Annotated in this window: 19 protein-coding genes and 1 riboswitch; of the genes, 9 read left to right on the top strand and 10 right to left on the bottom strand. The window is 39.5% G+C overall.

Annotated elements, in window-relative coordinates; genetic code table 11:
• Positions 1–107 precede the first annotated feature (107 nt).
• The 8 genes from rlmN to BCM40_RS14610 all read left to right on the top strand — a co-directional run bounded on the left by rlmN (position 108) and on the right by BCM40_RS14610 (position 6,573).
• Positions 108–1,181 (top strand): dual-specificity RNA methyltransferase RlmN, encoded by a 1,074-nt coding sequence (rlmN, locus tag BCM40_RS14645; RefSeq protein ID WP_065525233.1) that lies wholly within the window; start codon positions 108–110, stop codon positions 1,179–1,181.
• 161 nt (positions 1,182–1,342) lie between these two features.
• Positions 1,343–1,900, top strand: a complete 558-nt coding sequence (locus BCM40_RS14640; protein WP_065525234.1) for a SurA N-terminal domain-containing protein — start codon at positions 1,343–1,345, stop codon at positions 1,898–1,900.
• Positions 1,901–2,031: 131 nt separating this feature from the next.
• Positions 2,032–2,135, top strand: a riboswitch (TPP riboswitch).
• Positions 2,136–2,225: 90 nt separating this feature from the next.
• Positions 2,226–2,909 (top strand): thiaminase II, encoded by a 684-nt coding sequence (tenA, locus tag BCM40_RS14635; protein WP_065525235.1) that lies wholly within the window; start codon positions 2,226–2,228, stop codon positions 2,907–2,909.
• 1 nt (position 2,910) lies between these two features.
• Positions 2,911–3,696: a hydroxyethylthiazole kinase gene (gene thiM, locus BCM40_RS14630; RefSeq protein ID WP_065525236.1), complete on the top strand. Its 786-nt coding sequence runs from the start codon at positions 2,911–2,913 to the stop codon at positions 3,694–3,696.
• On the top strand, positions 3,693–4,538 hold the full coding sequence (thiD, locus tag BCM40_RS14625; protein WP_065525237.1) for a bifunctional hydroxymethylpyrimidine kinase/phosphomethylpyrimidine kinase: 846 nt from the start codon (positions 3,693–3,695) through the stop codon (positions 4,536–4,538). Before thiM ends, thiD begins: the two co-directional genes overlap by 4 nt.
• Positions 4,522–5,175, top strand: a complete 654-nt coding sequence (gene thiE, locus BCM40_RS14620; protein WP_272947691.1) for a thiamine phosphate synthase — start codon at positions 4,522–4,524, stop codon at positions 5,173–5,175. Before thiD ends, thiE begins: the two co-directional genes overlap by 17 nt.
• Positions 5,172–5,678, top strand: a complete 507-nt coding sequence (thiW, locus tag BCM40_RS14615) for an energy coupling factor transporter S component ThiW (protein WP_065525238.1) — start codon at positions 5,172–5,174, stop codon at positions 5,676–5,678. Before thiE ends, thiW begins: the two co-directional genes overlap by 4 nt.
• 67 nt (positions 5,679–5,745) lie before the next feature.
• A complete protein-coding gene (locus BCM40_RS14610) occupies positions 5,746–6,573 on the top strand; it encodes a YkuS family protein (RefSeq protein WP_065525239.1) in 828 nt (275 codons plus the stop codon).
• A 62-nt stretch (positions 6,574–6,635) separates the two neighbouring features.
• Here the strand turns inward: BCM40_RS14610 and BCM40_RS14605 are convergent, their stop codons facing one another.
• Positions 6,636–7,913 carry an MFS transporter gene (locus BCM40_RS14605; protein WP_065525240.1) on the bottom strand — a complete coding sequence of 426 codons (1,278 nt, stop codon included), beginning with the start codon at positions 7,911–7,913 and terminating at the stop codon, positions 6,636–6,638.
• A gap of 241 nt (positions 7,914–8,154) precedes the next feature.
• Here BCM40_RS14605 and BCM40_RS14600 point away from each other — a divergent pair, with 241 nt between their 5' ends.
• On the top strand, positions 8,155–8,910 hold the full coding sequence (locus BCM40_RS14600; protein WP_065525241.1) for an exodeoxyribonuclease III: 756 nt from the start codon (positions 8,155–8,157) through the stop codon (positions 8,908–8,910).
• Positions 8,911–8,976: 66 nt separating this feature from the next.
• Here BCM40_RS14600 and BCM40_RS14595 read toward each other — a convergent pair whose 3' ends face one another.
• The 9 genes from BCM40_RS14595 to BCM40_RS14555 form a co-directional block, all read right to left on the bottom strand.
• On the bottom strand, positions 8,977–10,167 hold the full coding sequence (locus BCM40_RS14595) for a CDP-glycerol glycerophosphotransferase family protein (protein WP_065525242.1): 1,191 nt from the start codon (positions 10,165–10,167) through the stop codon (positions 8,977–8,979).
• A 194-nt stretch (positions 10,168–10,361) separates the two neighbouring features.
• Positions 10,362–11,069 carry a P-II family nitrogen regulator gene (locus tag BCM40_RS14590; RefSeq protein ID WP_065525243.1) on the bottom strand — a complete coding sequence of 236 codons (708 nt, stop codon included), beginning with the start codon at positions 11,067–11,069 and terminating at the stop codon, positions 10,362–10,364.
• Positions 11,066–11,794, bottom strand: a complete 729-nt coding sequence (locus BCM40_RS14585; protein ID WP_065525244.1) for a DUF1538 domain-containing protein — start codon at positions 11,792–11,794, stop codon at positions 11,066–11,068. Before BCM40_RS14585 ends, BCM40_RS14590 begins: the two co-directional genes overlap by 4 nt.
• Positions 11,791–12,486 carry a DUF1538 domain-containing protein gene (locus tag BCM40_RS14580; protein WP_065525245.1) on the bottom strand — a complete coding sequence of 232 codons (696 nt, stop codon included), beginning with the start codon at positions 12,484–12,486 and terminating at the stop codon, positions 11,791–11,793. Before BCM40_RS14580 ends, BCM40_RS14585 begins: the two co-directional genes overlap by 4 nt.
• A 167-nt stretch (positions 12,487–12,653) precedes the next feature.
• The gene (locus BCM40_RS14575) at positions 12,654–13,004 is read right to left on the bottom strand and encodes a Na+/H+ antiporter subunit G (RefSeq protein WP_065525246.1); all 351 of its coding nucleotides are present in this window, start codon (positions 13,002–13,004) and stop codon (positions 12,654–12,656) included.
• Positions 12,982–13,266, bottom strand: a complete 285-nt coding sequence (locus BCM40_RS14570) for a Na(+)/H(+) antiporter subunit F1 (protein WP_065525247.1) — start codon at positions 13,264–13,266, stop codon at positions 12,982–12,984. Before BCM40_RS14570 ends, BCM40_RS14575 begins: the two co-directional genes overlap by 23 nt.
• Positions 13,263–13,748 (bottom strand): Na+/H+ antiporter subunit E, encoded by a 486-nt coding sequence (locus BCM40_RS14565; RefSeq protein ID WP_065525248.1) that lies wholly within the window; start codon positions 13,746–13,748, stop codon positions 13,263–13,265. Before BCM40_RS14565 ends, BCM40_RS14570 begins: the two co-directional genes overlap by 4 nt.
• A gap of 30 nt (positions 13,749–13,778) precedes the next feature.
• A complete protein-coding gene (locus BCM40_RS14560) occupies positions 13,779–15,263 on the bottom strand; it encodes a Na+/H+ antiporter subunit D (RefSeq protein WP_065527654.1) in 1,485 nt (494 codons plus the stop codon).
• Complete coding sequence (locus tag BCM40_RS14555) at positions 15,256–15,594, bottom strand: Na(+)/H(+) antiporter subunit C (protein WP_065525249.1); 339 nt, start codon at positions 15,592–15,594, stop codon at positions 15,256–15,258. The genes BCM40_RS14560 and BCM40_RS14555 overlap by 8 nt, the downstream gene beginning before the upstream one ends.
• Between the last annotated feature and the right edge of the window lie 2 nt (positions 15,595–15,596).

Below are 15,596 nucleotides of genomic sequence, written 5' to 3'. Positions count from 1 at the left end.
CTCGATTATTTAATCAGATTTTTCTGTCTAAACAAAAATAGTTGTTGTCAAGCGTTATTTTTAGTATTATAATAAGCAATTGTGAAATTTGAAATGAGGGTTCTAAAATGAAAAATTCCATCTATGGATTAACGATAGACCAGTTAAAAGAATGGTTTTTAGAAAACGGCCAGAAAAAGTACCGTGCGGAGCAGGTATGGGATTGGTTGTATATTAAACGTGTCACTGAATTTGCGGAAATGAACAATCTTTCGAAAGATTGTATTCAACTACTTGAAGACAACTTTGTGATTCGTACGTTAAAAGAAACGGTTAAACAAGAATCTGCAGACGGTACGATCAAGTTTCTTTTCCAAATGCAAGATGGCAACTTGATCGAGACGGTATTGATGCGCTTTAAATACGGAAATTCTGTCTGTGTAACAACGCAAGTTGGTTGTAACATTGGCTGTAGTTTCTGTGCCAGCGGATTATTGAAAAAGAGCCGCGATTTAAACGCGGGCGAAATTGTTGAGCAAATTATGCAAGTACAAGCGCATTTTGATGCACAACAAAAAGAAGAACGTGTAAGTCATATCGTAGTTATGGGGATTGGTGAACCATTCGATAACTATACGAATTTGATGGACTTCTTAAAAGTTGTCAATTCTCAAAAAGGCTTGGCTATTGGAGCTCGCCACATCACGGTTTCTACTAGTGGGATTGTGCCGAAAATTTATGACTATGCAGACGAAGGCTTGCAAGTAAACCTTGCAATTTCAATTCATGCGCCAACAAATGAATTGCGTACGCGTATCATGAAAATTAACAAAGCATATCCAATCGAGAAGCTAATGGCTTCTATCGATTACTATTTGGAGAAATCGAACCGTCGTATCACGTTTGAGTATATTTTATTGCGTGATGTGAATGACCATGTTGAAGAAGCAAATCAACTGGCGAAATTGCTAGAAGATAAGCGTCACTTGTCATACGTGAACTTGATTCCGTACAATTCTGTTGATGAGCACGATCAATATCAACAAAGTACACCAGAAGCAATCAGTGCTTTCTATGATGCATTGAAGAAAAAAGGCATCAACTGTGGCGTACGTCACGAACAAGGCGCAGACATCGATGCTGCTTGTGGTCAATTACGAAGCAAACAAATCAAAAAAGATAAAAAAGAAGTAACAGTTTAATAAATAACCGCATTCCTAATGATTAGGAACCTCAGACCACAAACAACTCGAGTTGTTTGTGGTCTTTTTTATTTAATTTATGAAACTTATCGAACGTTAAGAGCGTATTCAGCTTTATAGGATGAATTAGTTAACTTTAAGCTAATAAGGGGAGTGAGGGATTGAAGAAGATTCTGTTCATAGTACTTTTACTTGGAACAATCGTTTTAGCTGGTTGCAGCGATGTTTCAACATACGGTGATAATGAAGTAGCGGCTACTGTAGACGGTCATGAGATTACAATAGGTGATTTGCGTTTTTTGTATGCTGATGAAACGGCATTAGATTATCTGGATTCGGTAATAGTGGCAAAACTGATCAAACAACAAGTACAAGAAATGAATCTCGATATTTCCCCGCATTTAATGGCTGAAGAAAATCAGGATGATTTTGAAAAACTTCCTCCTGAAAACACAAAAGATGAAGGCAGTAAGCAAGTTCGTAAATATGCCATCGCTCAAGCGGAAAAATTAGGTATGACACCCGAAGAATTTCAAAAGCAGTATGCTAAAAAACTCAATCACCAAAATGCTTATATCAATACATATCTTGAAGAGAAATTAGGTGGAGGGGACATTAACGATCCAAAATGGAGTGAGAAATTTGGAGAAGAATACAATGATTTAATAGAAAAATTGGTAGAAGAAAATAAAGAAAAAATAGAAGTGTTACTTGATTAACATCTAGTAAAATCGATGGTAGAGTATTAGCGATAAAATTTAGTTTTGTACCTTTTATCTTTAAGAAGAATTTTATAAAGACTATAGTATTAACAAAATCTGTGATATAGTGATTTCGAAAACATAAATAAAAACACCACTAGGGGAGCCGGATATCGGCTGAGACGAGCATAAGCTCGGACCCTTTGAACCTGATCTGGATCATACCAGCGGAGGGAAGTGGCGGATTGTCTGCTATTTTTTATCGACTGCATACGCCGCTTCCCTTTATTGGGGAGCGGCGTTTTTATGTTGTGTAAATGAATAGGAAAAGGGAGATGGAGAAATGACTTTTTGTAAAGAAGTAAGAAAAGAATGTGACCACCTATGGCAGGCGAGTTTTGATCATCCATTTGTTAAAGGAATTGAAGATGGGACATTGCCGGTCGATGTATTCCGTTTTTACGTCATGCAAGATGCTTATTACTTATCACATTTCGCGAAAATTCAAGCACTTGGTGCATCAAAAGCAAAAGACTTAGAAACAACGCAACGTTTTGCGATTCATGCATCACATACAAGTACGGCTGAATTATCTTTACACCAATCCTTTATGAAAATGTTAGATGTTACGGAAAAAGATTGGTTAGCATTTCAACCTTCTCCGACTGCATATGCATATGTATCTCATATGTACCGAGCATCTGCAGGGGATTTAGCAGACGTCCTAGCGGCCATTTTGCCTTGTTATTGGCTGTATTATGAAATCGGCGAACGGTTGAAAAATGCCAAACCGGATCATCCGATTTATGACCGTTGGATTGAAACTTACGGTTCCGAGGAATTTGGGGAACTTGTCAATGAACAAATCGAACGGATGAATCGTTTGGCTGAAGAACTGCCAGAAGCTCGCCGCAAAGAACTAAAAGACCATTTTCTAAAGAGCAGTTATTACGAATTAAATTTTTGGGACCAAGCATGGAGAAAAGAAACGTGGTCTATAGATGCGATTGAAAAAGTAGGTGTCTAATATGATTCAGCTGATAAAAGAGCAAAATCCAGTGGTGCATTGTATTACCAATCATGTGGTATCCAATTTTCAAGCGAATGGCCTTTTAGCAATTGGTGCGTCGCCGATTATGGGAGAAGCACCAGAAGAAGCAGCAGAACTGGCTTCATTATCTCAAGCGCTGTCATTAAATATCGGAACCTTGCATACAGAGTCATTAAAAAGCATGTTGCTTGCGGGAAAACGAGCCAATCAATTGGGCATTCCAGTTGTGTTAGATCCCGTTGGAGCAGGGGCAAGTGGCTTTCGTCTACAAGCAGTTCGTGAAATTTTAGGTACAGTATACGTTAATGTGCTTCGATGCAACGCAGGAGAGCTTGCGGCAATAGCTGGGGAACAATGGAAGTCAAAAGGTGTGGACGCAGGAGAAGGGCTCTTAGACGTTAAAGCGCTTGCTGTTGTCACTTCAAAAAAATTAGGAGTGGTCATAGCGGTCACAGGGCCAATAGATATTGTGACGGACGGAGAATCTGTTATTGAAATTCCTTATGGAGATCCACTTATGGCGTCTATCACAGGTACAGGTTGTTTATTGAGTAGTGTAGTTGCTGCAGGTCTAGCTGTTTCTACTAAAAAACCGATAGAAACTGTTCGTGATGTTTTACGTTTTTACGCAATTGCGGGAGAACAAGCTCGTCGAGAGGCCCAGCTCCCTGGAGATTTTCAGCAAGCTTTTATGAATCGTATAGCTAGCTTGACCGACAGGGAAGTAAGCGCGCGAATTTCTTTACAGGAGGAGACAGTATGAAGAAAACACCACAAACTTTGACAATAGCGGGTTCAGATTCAGGAGGAGGAGCTGGCATTCAAGCCGATTTAAAAACCTTTCAAGAACTAGGTGTTTACGGGACTTCTGCCATCACAGCGGTCACAGCTCAAAACACAATGGGTATTAGCGCAATTTATCCGATGTCGACACAAGCGATTCAAACTCAATTAGCAGCAGTAGGTGATGATTTTGACATCAGCGCTTTGAAAACAGGCATGCTATTTAATCCTGAAATTATTCAAGAAACCGCTAATGCAATCCGACACTATGGGTGGGGAAATTTAGTCGTCGATCCAGTCATGATTGCTAAAGGGGGTGCAAATTTATTGCAGCCTGTCGCAGTAGAAGCATTAAAAAACTATTTATTGCCTTTAGCATTTCTTGTCACACCGAACATTCCGGAAGCAGAAGCATTAACTGGTATTTCGATTACAGATGTTTTCAGTCGACGCCGAGCAGCCGAGAAGATTTTATCATTAGGAGCACAAGCGGTGGTCATTAAAGGCGGACATGCAACTGATCCAGAACATGCAGAAGATTATTTTCTGCATGTGAACGGCGAATCGGCAGTGTACCGCGCCGCTCGCATTTCGACAAACCAAACACATGGTACAGGCTGCACATTCGCAGCGGCAGTAACGGCACAGCTTGCTAAAGGTCAGGACCTTAAAAAAGCAATTTTGACAGCGAAGGAATTTATCCAAGCGGCGCTTAGCGATCCACTGAATATTGGTAATGGGCACGGTCCTACAAATCACGGAGCTTACCAACTGAGAAGAAGTGAAAAGATGGAGGTAACTAAAATTGAAGTTTTCCAATAAACCCGCCATTTACTTTGTAATGGGTTCTCGAAATTCGGAGACAAAAGACCCTTTCACAATATTAGAAGAAGCGCTCCAAGGAGGCATCACACATTTTCAGTTGCGTGAAAAAGGATCGGGAGCTTTAACGGGTTATGCTTTACGAAATTTCGCATTGAGGTGTCAGCAAGTATGCCAAAACTATTCAGTGCCATTTATCGTTAATGATGATGTGGAATTAGCGTGTAGTATCGATGCTGATGGCGTTCATGTAGGTCAAGATGACGAAACAGCTTTTCAAGTTCGTCAATTGATTGGAGAAGAAAAGTTGTTAGGTGTTTCTGTTCATTCTGTAGAAGAAGCAAGGCTGGCTATTCAAGCGGGTGCTGATTATGTTGGAATGGGCCCAGTTTTTGGTACGACGTCTAAAGCGGATGCAAAAAAGCCTGCAGGAGTAGAGGAGATTAAAGCAGTCAAACGTGAATATCCGCAATTGCCAATTGTAGGAATTGGAGGGATTATTCCAGAAAACGCTGATCAAGTGTGGCGAGCAGGTGTATCAGGGGTTGCGGTTATTTCAGCTATAGCGAACGCAAAAGATGTTGTCGAGCAAGTAAAGGCTTTTCAACTATCTTGTAAAGTAGGGATTGGAAGATGAACACAAAAAAACTAATCTTAATGGCTATGTTTGTTGCGATAGGTGTGGCGGGTTCTGCTTTTGTATATTTTCCTGCGGGTATTGCCCGTGCGTATCCAATTCAACACGCAATTAATGTGATTGCGGCAGTTCTCTTTGGGCCAGGGCCTGCGGTATTAATCGCTTTTTTGACCGGTGTTGTTCGCGTATTAACCGGTACAGGTTCATTGTTAGCTTTTCCTGGAGGCATGATTGGTGCATTTTTGGCAGGCGTTCTGTATATCAAGTTCGGAAAAGTTTGGTTCGCTGCACTCGGTGAAGTAATAGGGACAGGTCTGATTGCTTCTGTCATCGCAGTACCATACGCCCGACTTTTATTAGGCACAGAATTTGGAGCTTTGTTTTTTATCCCTCCTTTTTTCATCTCTAGTTTGACGGGGGCCCTATTAGGTATGGTATTGATCGTGCGATTGCGCAAAGTCAATACACTCGAAGTCTGGCAATGGGGATCCGGATTTAAGTGAATGTTTATTATTTTCCAATTAGGGAAACTGAATAGATATAGACTTTATTAAAGGGAGTGGACAGAATATGGCAAAAGTTGCAGTTGAGCATCCATTTACATCAGTACGTGAAGCATTGGAGAAAAAGGGTTATCAGGCAGATATGCTAGAGGATAAAGCAGATTCGACTGATTATGACGTAATCGTTGTACGAGATCAGGAAGATTTAGCTGATTATCACATGAGCGTATCGCTTGTTGAAGCTAAAGGACGTACATTATATGAAATCGTAGAAGAAGTAGAAGAACGTCTTGTGCGCGGTGGGAAAATCGATAACCCACAACCTACAGAAGCCGAGCGCAAAGAAAGTGGCGGAGGTGGCGGATTCCTAATCGGTGCTGCAACGGGCGCAGTTATCGGAGCGGCAGCAGGACTATTATTAGCACCGAAAAGCGGCAAAGAACTTCAAGAAATCGTTAAAGAAAAAGCGGTTGCGTTAAAAGAAGAAAATGCTGAAGGTTCAGGTGGCGCAATAGACCAAGTAAAAGAAAAAGCCACTCAACTAAAAGAAAGAACAAATGATATTAAAGAAACAGCTAAAGGCAAAGCTGATGAACTTAAAGCAAAACGGATGGAAAAACAAGAAGAAAAAGAAGTGAAAAAACAAGAAAAAGCAATTGAAAAAGAAGTAAAAGAGCAAGAGAAAGCTATGAAAAAAGAAGAAAAACAAGAAGAAAAAGCTGAAAAAGAACATGAAAAAGCTGAAAAAACAGTAGAAAAAGAAATTAAAAAAGCTAATAAAGAAGCAGGCAAAGAAGAAAGCGGAACGGAAGTTGTTGATTTAAAAGATGCGACTGTCACAAAAGACAATGCAGGCAACGTAACCGTAAAAGCTGAAGATCCTAATAAAAAATAATCATTAAAAGGTGCCCTCCAACTAAGTTGGAAGGCACCTTTTTTAAGTTTAAGCTAATAAATTTAGATGCTGGATACTTCATCTATGGATTCATGAGGTTTTGGTTCCGGTACGCGGGACAAAACGATAAGTCCGATTACAAACAACACGACGAGGCTGAACACGCCCATATTGGATTTACCCGTTATTTGAGAAGTGACGGCTACAAGCAATGGTCCTAGAATAGCAGCAAACTTCCCGAAAACGTTATAAAAGCCGAAAAATTCATTGGAATTTTCTTTCGGAACAAGCTTGCCGAAATAAGAACGGCTGAGTGCTTGAATGCCTCCTTGACTCGTTGCTACTAGCATAGCGAGAATCCAAAAATCTGTAATGGTTTCTAGGAAAAAGGCGTAAATGCAAATAAAGATATAAACGCAAATGCCGACATAAAGCATCTTTTTACCTGTAAATCGGTTAGCCAAACGACCATAAAGAATAGCAAATGGAGCGGCGACTACTTGTGTAACAAACAGGACAATTAACAGGCTTGATGAATCCAAACCTAAGTCGGTTCCATAAGCAGTTGATAAAGCAATAATCGTTCCGACCCCGTCAATATAAAAGAAATACGCGATTAAAAACAACACTAATGCACGGTACTGGCGGATTTCTCGAATTGTTTTACCTAAGCGCTTAAAGCTCTGACGGACAAGACGTGGTTCTCGTTTAATAAAGTGAACTTGTTTCACATGACGGAACATTGGAATTGAGAAAACACCCCACCAAATGGCTGTGATTAAAAAGGCGATTCGACTAGCAATGGTTACAGAAATGGGAAGCACCCCATTTTGGGAGAGTAGAATAATGGCAATTGACAAGATAAATGGAATTGTTGAGCCGATATATCCTAATCCGTAACCGAAAGAAGAGACGCTGTTCATTCGTTTTTCTGTCGTTACGTCCACAATAAATGCGTCATAAAACAAATTAGCACCGGTCGCGCCAAGAGCAGCAAATACATAACAAATTAACATCAATAACCAATTTTCGTTTGGTATAAAAGCGAGTAGAGCTGTTGAAATGGTTCCTAATAGGAAAAAGCCAACAAAAAAGCGCTTTTTCATACCTTCGTAATCAGCGATCGTACCTAATATAGGTCCAATCATCGCCAGTATGAACGTGAAGATCGCAATCGTATACCCTAAATAAGCTGTCGAGTCGGATAAACTGACACCCGCTCCAGTAGCTGAAGCTTTATAGTAAATCGGGAAAACGGCTGTCGTAATTATAATAGAATAAGCAGAACTTCCCCAATCGTATAATGCCCAACTTTTCTCTTCTTTTGAATACTTTTTCATGGTTTAATCCCCTTTGTCTCTAAAGAGCTCGATTGAACACGCAACATTCAAGAGACGCAAATTTGCGACGACTGACACTGTACTTTGTAAGATAGTTTTATTGTACAAGAAGTTCCATATGAATGATGCAGAATATTTAAGAAAATACAGAAATTTTACATATTTAGAGTAGCGACTAGCGATTTGTTGAGTCTGAGTAAAGCTTCGTTTAGAATTGAGAAAGAGAAAGAAGGGGTAATTGTTGAAGTTAATTTCGTGGAATGTAAACGGCCTTCGGGCGGTTATGAAAAAAGGATTTATGGATTTTTTTACGGAAGTAAATGCGGATATTTTTTGTTTACAAGAAATAAAATTACAAGAAGGACAAATTGAAATGGACCTTCCTGGTTATTATACATATTGGAATTACGCTCATAAAAAAGGCTATTCAGGAACAGCCATTTTTACGAAAAAAGAGCCTTTATCGATTCAATATGGTCTCGGGGTAGAGGAACTTGATAAAGAAGGGCGAATTATTACATTGGAATTTGAGAACCATTATATGATCACTGTTTATACACCAAACTCTCAGCATGGCTTGTTGCGATTGGACTATCGGTTATTGTGGGAAGAGGCTATTTTGTCATTCGTAAAAACATTAGACAATCATAAGCCAGTATTGTTATGTGGAGATTTAAACGTGGCACACAAAGAAATCGATTTGAAAAATCCAAAAGCTAATAAAAAGAATTCTGGGTTTACACCTGAAGAACGAGGCAAGATGACACAGTTTTTAGAAAGTGGATTTGTCGACACGTTCCGTTATTTTTACCCAGAAGAAGAAGGACATTATTCTTGGTGGTCTTACCGTTCTAACTGTCGTGAGAAAAATGTCGGATGGCGAATCGATTATTTCTTAGCATCTCAACGACTAGTGCCAGAACTTCAAAATGCGAAAATACACAAAGATATATGGGGTTCTGATCATTGCCCTGTTGAGTTACAAATAGAATGTTAAAAGGACGCAGAAAAGCCTGTCGCTTTTCTACGTCCTTTTATTTTAGTTTAATCGTTTCACGTGGAACTATTGTAAACTCATGACACGATGAGTCAAACGTTTACAATTGTCTTGATCGAAGTAGTCGATATAATCGGTTGCTTTTGGATACCATTCATTCCAAGTAATTTTTTCTTCAACTATTTTTTTCAAATATTCATAAACGTGTTCGATGGAATTTGCCTTGTATCCAGAAAGGTCGGTATCCATGTTTAAATAGGATCCACGTTTCTCTAAATATTCTTGTTGATCAAACATATAGAAAATAATCGGTTTGTTTAAGTAGAGAAAATCCCATGAGACGCTTGTGATATCGGTTAATAACATATCGTTTTTATCAATAGATTGTGCAATTGTTTGTTTGTTGAAATCGAGGAATCGAACACGCTGTTCATCGTTCGTCAGATTGGTAAAATAGTTTTCAAACTTTTTCATAAAAGGATGCAACGCGATATTTAAATGAATATCATGTTCAGTTAATAGTTTTTTAATACCTTCATGCTGCAATATACCCGTCATGCTTTTAAAATAAGGACTGTCGATAAATTCCTCTTTTGTTAAGTCAAAAAGCCATTCACGCCAAGTCATCATCATCAAAATATTTTTAACTTCTTTAACGGGTTGTTGAGGGGGATAACGATCAAACCGAGGAAAACCTGTAACAATCAATTTATGTTCAGGCATTTTCCATTCATGTAGCTTCAAATTGTATTCGTACTGAGAAGCGCAATTAAAATAATCGGTTCTTTTTAATAAAGGAACATCTTCTTTTTGGATAAGTATTTTCTTAAATCCTTCAATACCATGACTAATGTGAGTAATGATTGTTTTGCGGTTAAGAAAAAGAAATTTATCCGCTGCTGGAGCAATATCGTAAAGAAGAGAATGGCCATGAAATGTGTAATCAGCTTGGAAAAACAGTAAGTAGTTTTTAAAGCTTCCAAGCGGTACTGCATTTTCGATTTTTTGATCTTTGGCATATGTAGTTTTCGGATCATACATCCAATAAGCGGTTACTTGTTCTTTATGATTGGTTATTAAGTAGTTGTGGTAAACCGCGGCATTATCCTCGTATTTCTCTCCTAGATTTCCTCCAACCAATACAATTTTCTTGCTGTCTTTCTTTTTGGTAAACAAAGACAGGGTATAGGCAGCTGATACTTTGAAAAATATAGTTAAGGCATCTAAGCGGCCTTTATCCTTTAATTCTACACTCATTTAAAACCCTGCTTTCTGCTAGTTATCATCTCTTTAGTTTTTCATATATTGTGCTCTTTGTCTATTTTGACTTCACGCAAATTATTGAGTATGAGTGGCCAGTTAATCCATCAAATACATGCTGGAAAAAGCCGGCGAGCCACCCTTGGCTTGTCGGCTTTTAAGCTATATTAACGGGCGTCTAAATTAGTGAGTTAGACATCCGGATTCTGATTTCTTAAAGAAGAGTGGTTAACGCCAAATACGTTTTCAACATCAATTAAAAAAGAAATCCCTTTCCCAGGTGCGTTTAAATCAATCGCTTGTTCGATACTTTTAACCACTTGTTCCGCATAGCTAGTAGGGATTAATGTAAGCACAATATCTTTTTCAGGGTCAATTGTGAAATTTAAAAATTTCTGTTGTTCATTGACGCCTGTACCACGGCCATTTAAGATGGTTCCGCCTTCTGCACCGGCTTCTGCAGCAGCTTTTACAACAGCTGCAGAATCTCCTGAATTTACTATGGTTACGATTAGTTGGAAAGCTGTCATTTCAGAATCCAAATTGGTTAAACCTCTCTTTCTTTTCCGATCGTCTTTTCGGTGAGAAAGATGGGGGACACCGAGCAATTTGCTCAAGTGAATAGTGAATCCAAGACCATGACCAGACTTGCCTAAGCTACCGGCTTTACATACAGCATCTGCCACAGCGTGCTCACTGCCACCATCCAATGCAAATAAGATAATATCTTTTTCATGCGTCACTGGTAAGCCAAGAAACGTTGGTTTTTCATTTCGTCCTATTCCTTCTCCATATATAATAGTCGCCCCGTCTACTCCCGCTTTTTTAGCCGCAGCAATTACATCACGCGATTGCCCCCTTTTAACGATGGCGATCATTAATCTATGATTAAGAATCATTTGCTTTTCCCACCTTTTTTAGTGAAAATGATACCCAATATAAGTACCGCGATGATTGGAGTAAGAGCAACAAGAGCGATCATGCCAAAACCGTCAGTCAAAGGGTTGCTCCCTTCAATAACAGATGAAATCCCTACAGAAACAGCAACGAGAAATGTAACTGTCATTGGACCCGTTGCGACTCCTCCTGAATCAAAAGCAATGCCGATAAAAGTTTGGGTTGAAAAAAATACGAGGATAAAAGCCAGTAAATAACCAGGAATGATGAAATACCAAAGCGACCAACCCGTCAAAATTCGCAACATGGATAAGGCGATAGAAATTCCGACACCCATGGACAAGGTGTAAAGCATCATTTTGCGAGAAATATAGCCACCTGTTTCTTGGTCAACTTCATCTGTCATAATGCTCACGGCCGGCTCTGCAAAAGTAGCGGAAAATCCAAGGACAAAGCCAATCGGGATCAACACCCACTTATAATCTCGACTGCCAAGTCTTTCGCCAATCATTGTTCCAATCGGCATAAATCCGACATGAACGCCTTGGATAAAAAAAGAAAGACCAAAAAAGGTCAAAATAAACCCGATTCCCACTTGAAGGACACGTTGCATAGGTAGCTTTAATAAGAAAATTTGAAAAGCGGCAAAAAATGCTATCAAAGGAAGTAGTGCAATACTAACTTCGAGCATGACCGTTTGAAATCCTTCGAAAACTTGGATGTTCACCTGAATAACACCCCCAGCAACATCACTGCCAAAATAGGACCGATAGATGCCAGTCCGATTAACCCGAATTTCTCGCCCGAGTTCTCAGTCTCTAGACGCAAAACAGATGCAACACCAATCCCGAGCGCTAAAATGAAAGGAACTGCCATTGGGCCTGTAGTTACACCTCCTGCATCAAATGAAATAGCGATAAAATCTTTTGGAACAAAAAAAGATAATAGAAAAACCAAAGTGTAACCACCGATAAGCAAGTAATGGAGGGGAATTCTGAAAATGGTGCGAATCATGGCTAATGCTACGAAAATAGCGAGTCCAAGTGAGACCGACCAAATAAGGATTGTGGCACTAACAGTCCCTTCAGAAGTCTGGTCGATTTGTTTTGCGAGGATACGGACGTCAGGTTCTGCAATTGTTACTACAAGCCCAAGCAAAAACCCCGTTGCGATAATTAATCCGACATTCTTCGTGCTGGGAAGTTTTCTACCGATCATCTCACCAATGGGCAGGAGTCCGGCATTCACACCAAGAAGAAATAAGAAAAATCCAACGCTAACAAACGCGACACCAACAAGAAATTGGATTAGCGCTTCAAAAGGAATTCGGATAAAAATAAGCTGTAATAAAATAACAACGGTGGTAACCGGAAGGATTGCGGCGGCAACTTCTTTAAAAGTGTCTCTCACATTGTCCATCGATTATCCCTTCTTAACTGCTTTTTCTCTCATTATTCCCTATCGTTGTTTTTGATAAACTTTTGATTTAGTGATAAAAAAATGTTCAGGGCGAGTTTTCTAAATAAAAAACTACAAACAACTCGAATAAATCGAATGTGTTTATAGTTTATAGGTAGAGCAATTGTTTATTTTTTAAATAACTTTTCCAATGCGTCTTCTGTGGAGGCGTTGGCTAATTTAACGTTCGATCGATAAGCGGCTCGGGTGATTAAATGGCCTGAGACAGGAGCCGTTAAAAAAACAAACGTTATTCCGAGTAGAAGTCGGACACTGATGAAGTTTTCCGTTGCCCAAAAATAAATAAACGTGCCCGATAGTGACAACAATACAGCCAAGGTGGAACTTTTAGTAGCTGCATGGGAACGCGTGTAAACATCTGGCAAACGAAGAATGCCAATCGCGCTAATAACCGCCATGATGCTACCGATTAAAATAAGAAAAACACCAAAATATTCACCGATTGCGTTTATGCTCAACGATATCGCCCCTTTCAACAAAGCGCGCTAACGCAAGAGTACTGATAAAGGCCAAAATGCCAACAATTAAGATGACTTCGAGAAATGCGTGCGTACTGAGAACGACAGAAAACACCGCTACACCTGAAATTAGATTCACGCCTATCATGTCTAGGGCTACTACACGGTCTGGCATAGAAGGACCACGGATAATACGATACAAAGCCAAAATAATAGATAGGATAAAAAGAGAGAGGGCAATCGTCAATATCGTCTCAATCAATTTCTCGTCACCTCCATAATTGCTTTTTCAAATACTTTAATCGACTTTAATACAGCTTCTCGAGAACTTTCCACATCCATTGCATGAATATAGAACGTTTTTCCGTCAGGTGATACTTCCATCACAACAGAACCAGGGGTCAAGGTTAACAAAAGTGCAAGTGTCGTTAATTCGTAATCACCTTCCATGCTATGTTCGTAAGTGAAGATGCCGGGCTTGATTTTTAATCTAGGGCTTAAAATTTGTTTCATAATTAGCAGACTCGATTGAAAAAGTTCCGAAATGAAAATCAATAATAATTTAATGGTGGAATATAAACGCAATAAGTAAAACTTTGTGCCAAAAAAACGATGCATCAAGAAAAGAATTCCGATTCCAATCAAATAACCTGTTAAAAAAGTTGTGACATAAAAAGCATCTTCATCCATCAACAATGTCCATAAAAAGGCAATCGTCATATTTAATAAAAACTGTGCCGGCACTTTACTTCACTCCTTTCAATAGAAAGTGGATCACTGAATTTTACCTAAGACTGCCTCAATATAAATGCTAGGGTTTACTAATGTTTCCGCAGCATTGGTCACATAAGGAGTCATGCTTTCTGTACCTAAGCCGATAAGAATCGTTAAACCGACTAATACTAAGCATGGGATTACTACGCCTCTACGTAATGGCAATTGTTCTTCTTTACTAACAATGGTTTCGCCCCAAAAGCAATTCTTAAAGACGCGAAGCAAAGAGTAAAGGACAAAAATACTGGAAAGCAAAGATAAAGCTAACAACACATACGAACCATTGTCGATAGCAGCACTTGAAATCAGGACTTTGCCGATAAAACCACTGAGTGGAGGAATTCCGGTAAGTGATAGCATGGCGATAAAGAAGGACCATCCTAGTAGGGGGTAGTTTTTCATAAGGCCACTCATTCCTGCCATTTTTGATGTGCCGCTCAACGTAATCATCGTCCCGATAAGTAGAAATAGCAGTGCTTTTGCAACCATGTCGTGGATGATGTAGTAAATAGATCCTTCAATTGCGGCGGGTGTCGCAATAGCTAAACCGACCAATATAAATCCAACTGCAACGACAACGTTATAAGCGGCAATGCTACGCAGATCATTAAAGGAAATCGCACCGAGACTTCCGCCGATTAACGTTAATGCAGCCATAATTCCGATGATGGTGTGTGTGATTTCTGGCTGGTGGTGAAAAATCAGTGAAAAAACACGGAACAAAGCGTAAATCCCGACTTTTGTCAGCAGTGCACCGAAAAGTGCAGAAGTGACGATAGGCGGTGAACTATAAGAGCCTGGCAACCAGAAATAAAGAAGCAATCCAGCTTTTAAGCTGAACACAATTAAAAAGACGATGCTGATGGTAGTGAGTAATGGAGTTTGTCCTACTTCTGCTACACGATCAGCCAAATGTGCCATGTTTAAAGTACCGACAGCTCCATAAAGAAAGGCTAAGGCGACTAAGAAAAACCATGAAGAAACAATATTGATGGATACATATTTAATCGCTTCGCGTAGTTGGCGTTTGGAGTTGCCCAAAGTCAGTAACACATACGAAGACAGCAACATAACTTCAAAACAAACAAATAAATTAAACAAATCTCCAGTCAAGAAAGATCCATTAACACCGGCTATCAAAAACAGCACGGTAGGATAAAAATACATGGTTTGTAACTCTTTGCTAGTAGAAATAAGTGCGTAACTCAAACAGATAGCTGTAATAATACTAGAGGTCAGTACGAGCAAAATAGCAAAAGAATCAGCGACAAACAAAATACCAAAAGGCGGTTTCCACCCTCCAAAGTCTAATCGGATAATGCCATCCGTTTGAACCTTTTGAAGAAGATAGCCTGAAATACCAGCGGTTAATGCCATGGTGGTTAAACTGATCCAAGCTTGAATCCGACCGAAAGTCCGAAGGAAAATAAGCAACACACCTACAATAATCGGCAGTAGCATTGGAAGAACTAATAGATTATTCATCATCAGAACCTCGCATAGCCCCTAAATTATCAGTTCCCAATTCCTGATAGGCACGATAAGCAAGAACAAGTATAAATGCGGTAACAGCAAAGCTAATGACAATAGCCGTTAAAATCAAAGCTTGAGGCAAGGCATCTGCATACTTGACGGCTTCTTCCCCAAGGAGAGGGACAGTCCCAAGTTTTAAACCACCCATTGATAGAATGAGAAGGTGGACTGCATGAGATAAAATGGCTGTTCCTAGTATGACGCGAACCACGTTTTTTGATAAAACAAGGTAGATGGCGACCGTGGTAAGGACGCCGACCAAAATAATGATCAATGATTCCACAG

The organism is Planococcus donghaensis (genome assembly GCF_001687665.2).
Lineage (GTDB): Bacteria > Bacillota > Bacilli > Bacillales_A > Planococcaceae > Planococcus > Planococcus donghaensis.
Note: the sequence above shows the minus strand (reverse complement) of the source record. Positions and strands in the feature narration are given on the sequence as shown.

Excerpts from the sequence above, each read along its gene's own strand:
- BCM40_RS14595 (WP_065525242.1), bottom strand. The coding sequence starts at position 10,167 with ATGAGTGTAGAATTAAAGGATAAAGGCCGCTTAGATGCCTTAACTATA.
- BCM40_RS14590 (WP_065525243.1), bottom strand. The coding sequence starts at position 11,069 with ATGATTCTTAATCATAGATTAATGATCGCCATCGTTAAAAGGGGGCAA.
- BCM40_RS14610 (WP_065525239.1), top strand. The coding sequence starts at position 5,746 with ATGGCAAAAGTTGCAGTTGAGCATCCATTTACATCAGTACGTGAAGCA.
- thiM (WP_065525236.1), top strand. The coding sequence starts at position 2,911 with ATGATTCAGCTGATAAAAGAGCAAAATCCAGTGGTGCATTGTATTACC.
- tenA (WP_065525235.1), top strand. The coding sequence starts at position 2,226 with ATGACTTTTTGTAAAGAAGTAAGAAAAGAATGTGACCACCTATGGCAG.
- BCM40_RS14580 (WP_065525245.1), bottom strand. The coding sequence starts at position 12,486 with ATGGACAATGTGAGAGACACTTTTAAAGAAGTTGCCGCCGCAATCCTT.
- thiD (WP_065525237.1), top strand. The coding sequence starts at position 3,693 with ATGAAGAAAACACCACAAACTTTGACAATAGCGGGTTCAGATTCAGGA.
- thiW (WP_065525238.1), top strand. The coding sequence starts at position 5,172 with ATGAACACAAAAAAACTAATCTTAATGGCTATGTTTGTTGCGATAGGT.
- rlmN (WP_065525233.1), top strand. The coding sequence starts at position 108 with ATGAAAAATTCCATCTATGGATTAACGATAGACCAGTTAAAAGAATGG.
- BCM40_RS14605 (WP_065525240.1), bottom strand. The coding sequence starts at position 7,913 with ATGAAAAAGTATTCAAAAGAAGAGAAAAGTTGGGCATTATACGATTGG.
- BCM40_RS14560 (WP_065527654.1), bottom strand. The coding sequence starts at position 15,263 with ATGAATAATCTATTAGTTCTTCCAATGCTACTGCCGATTATTGTAGGT.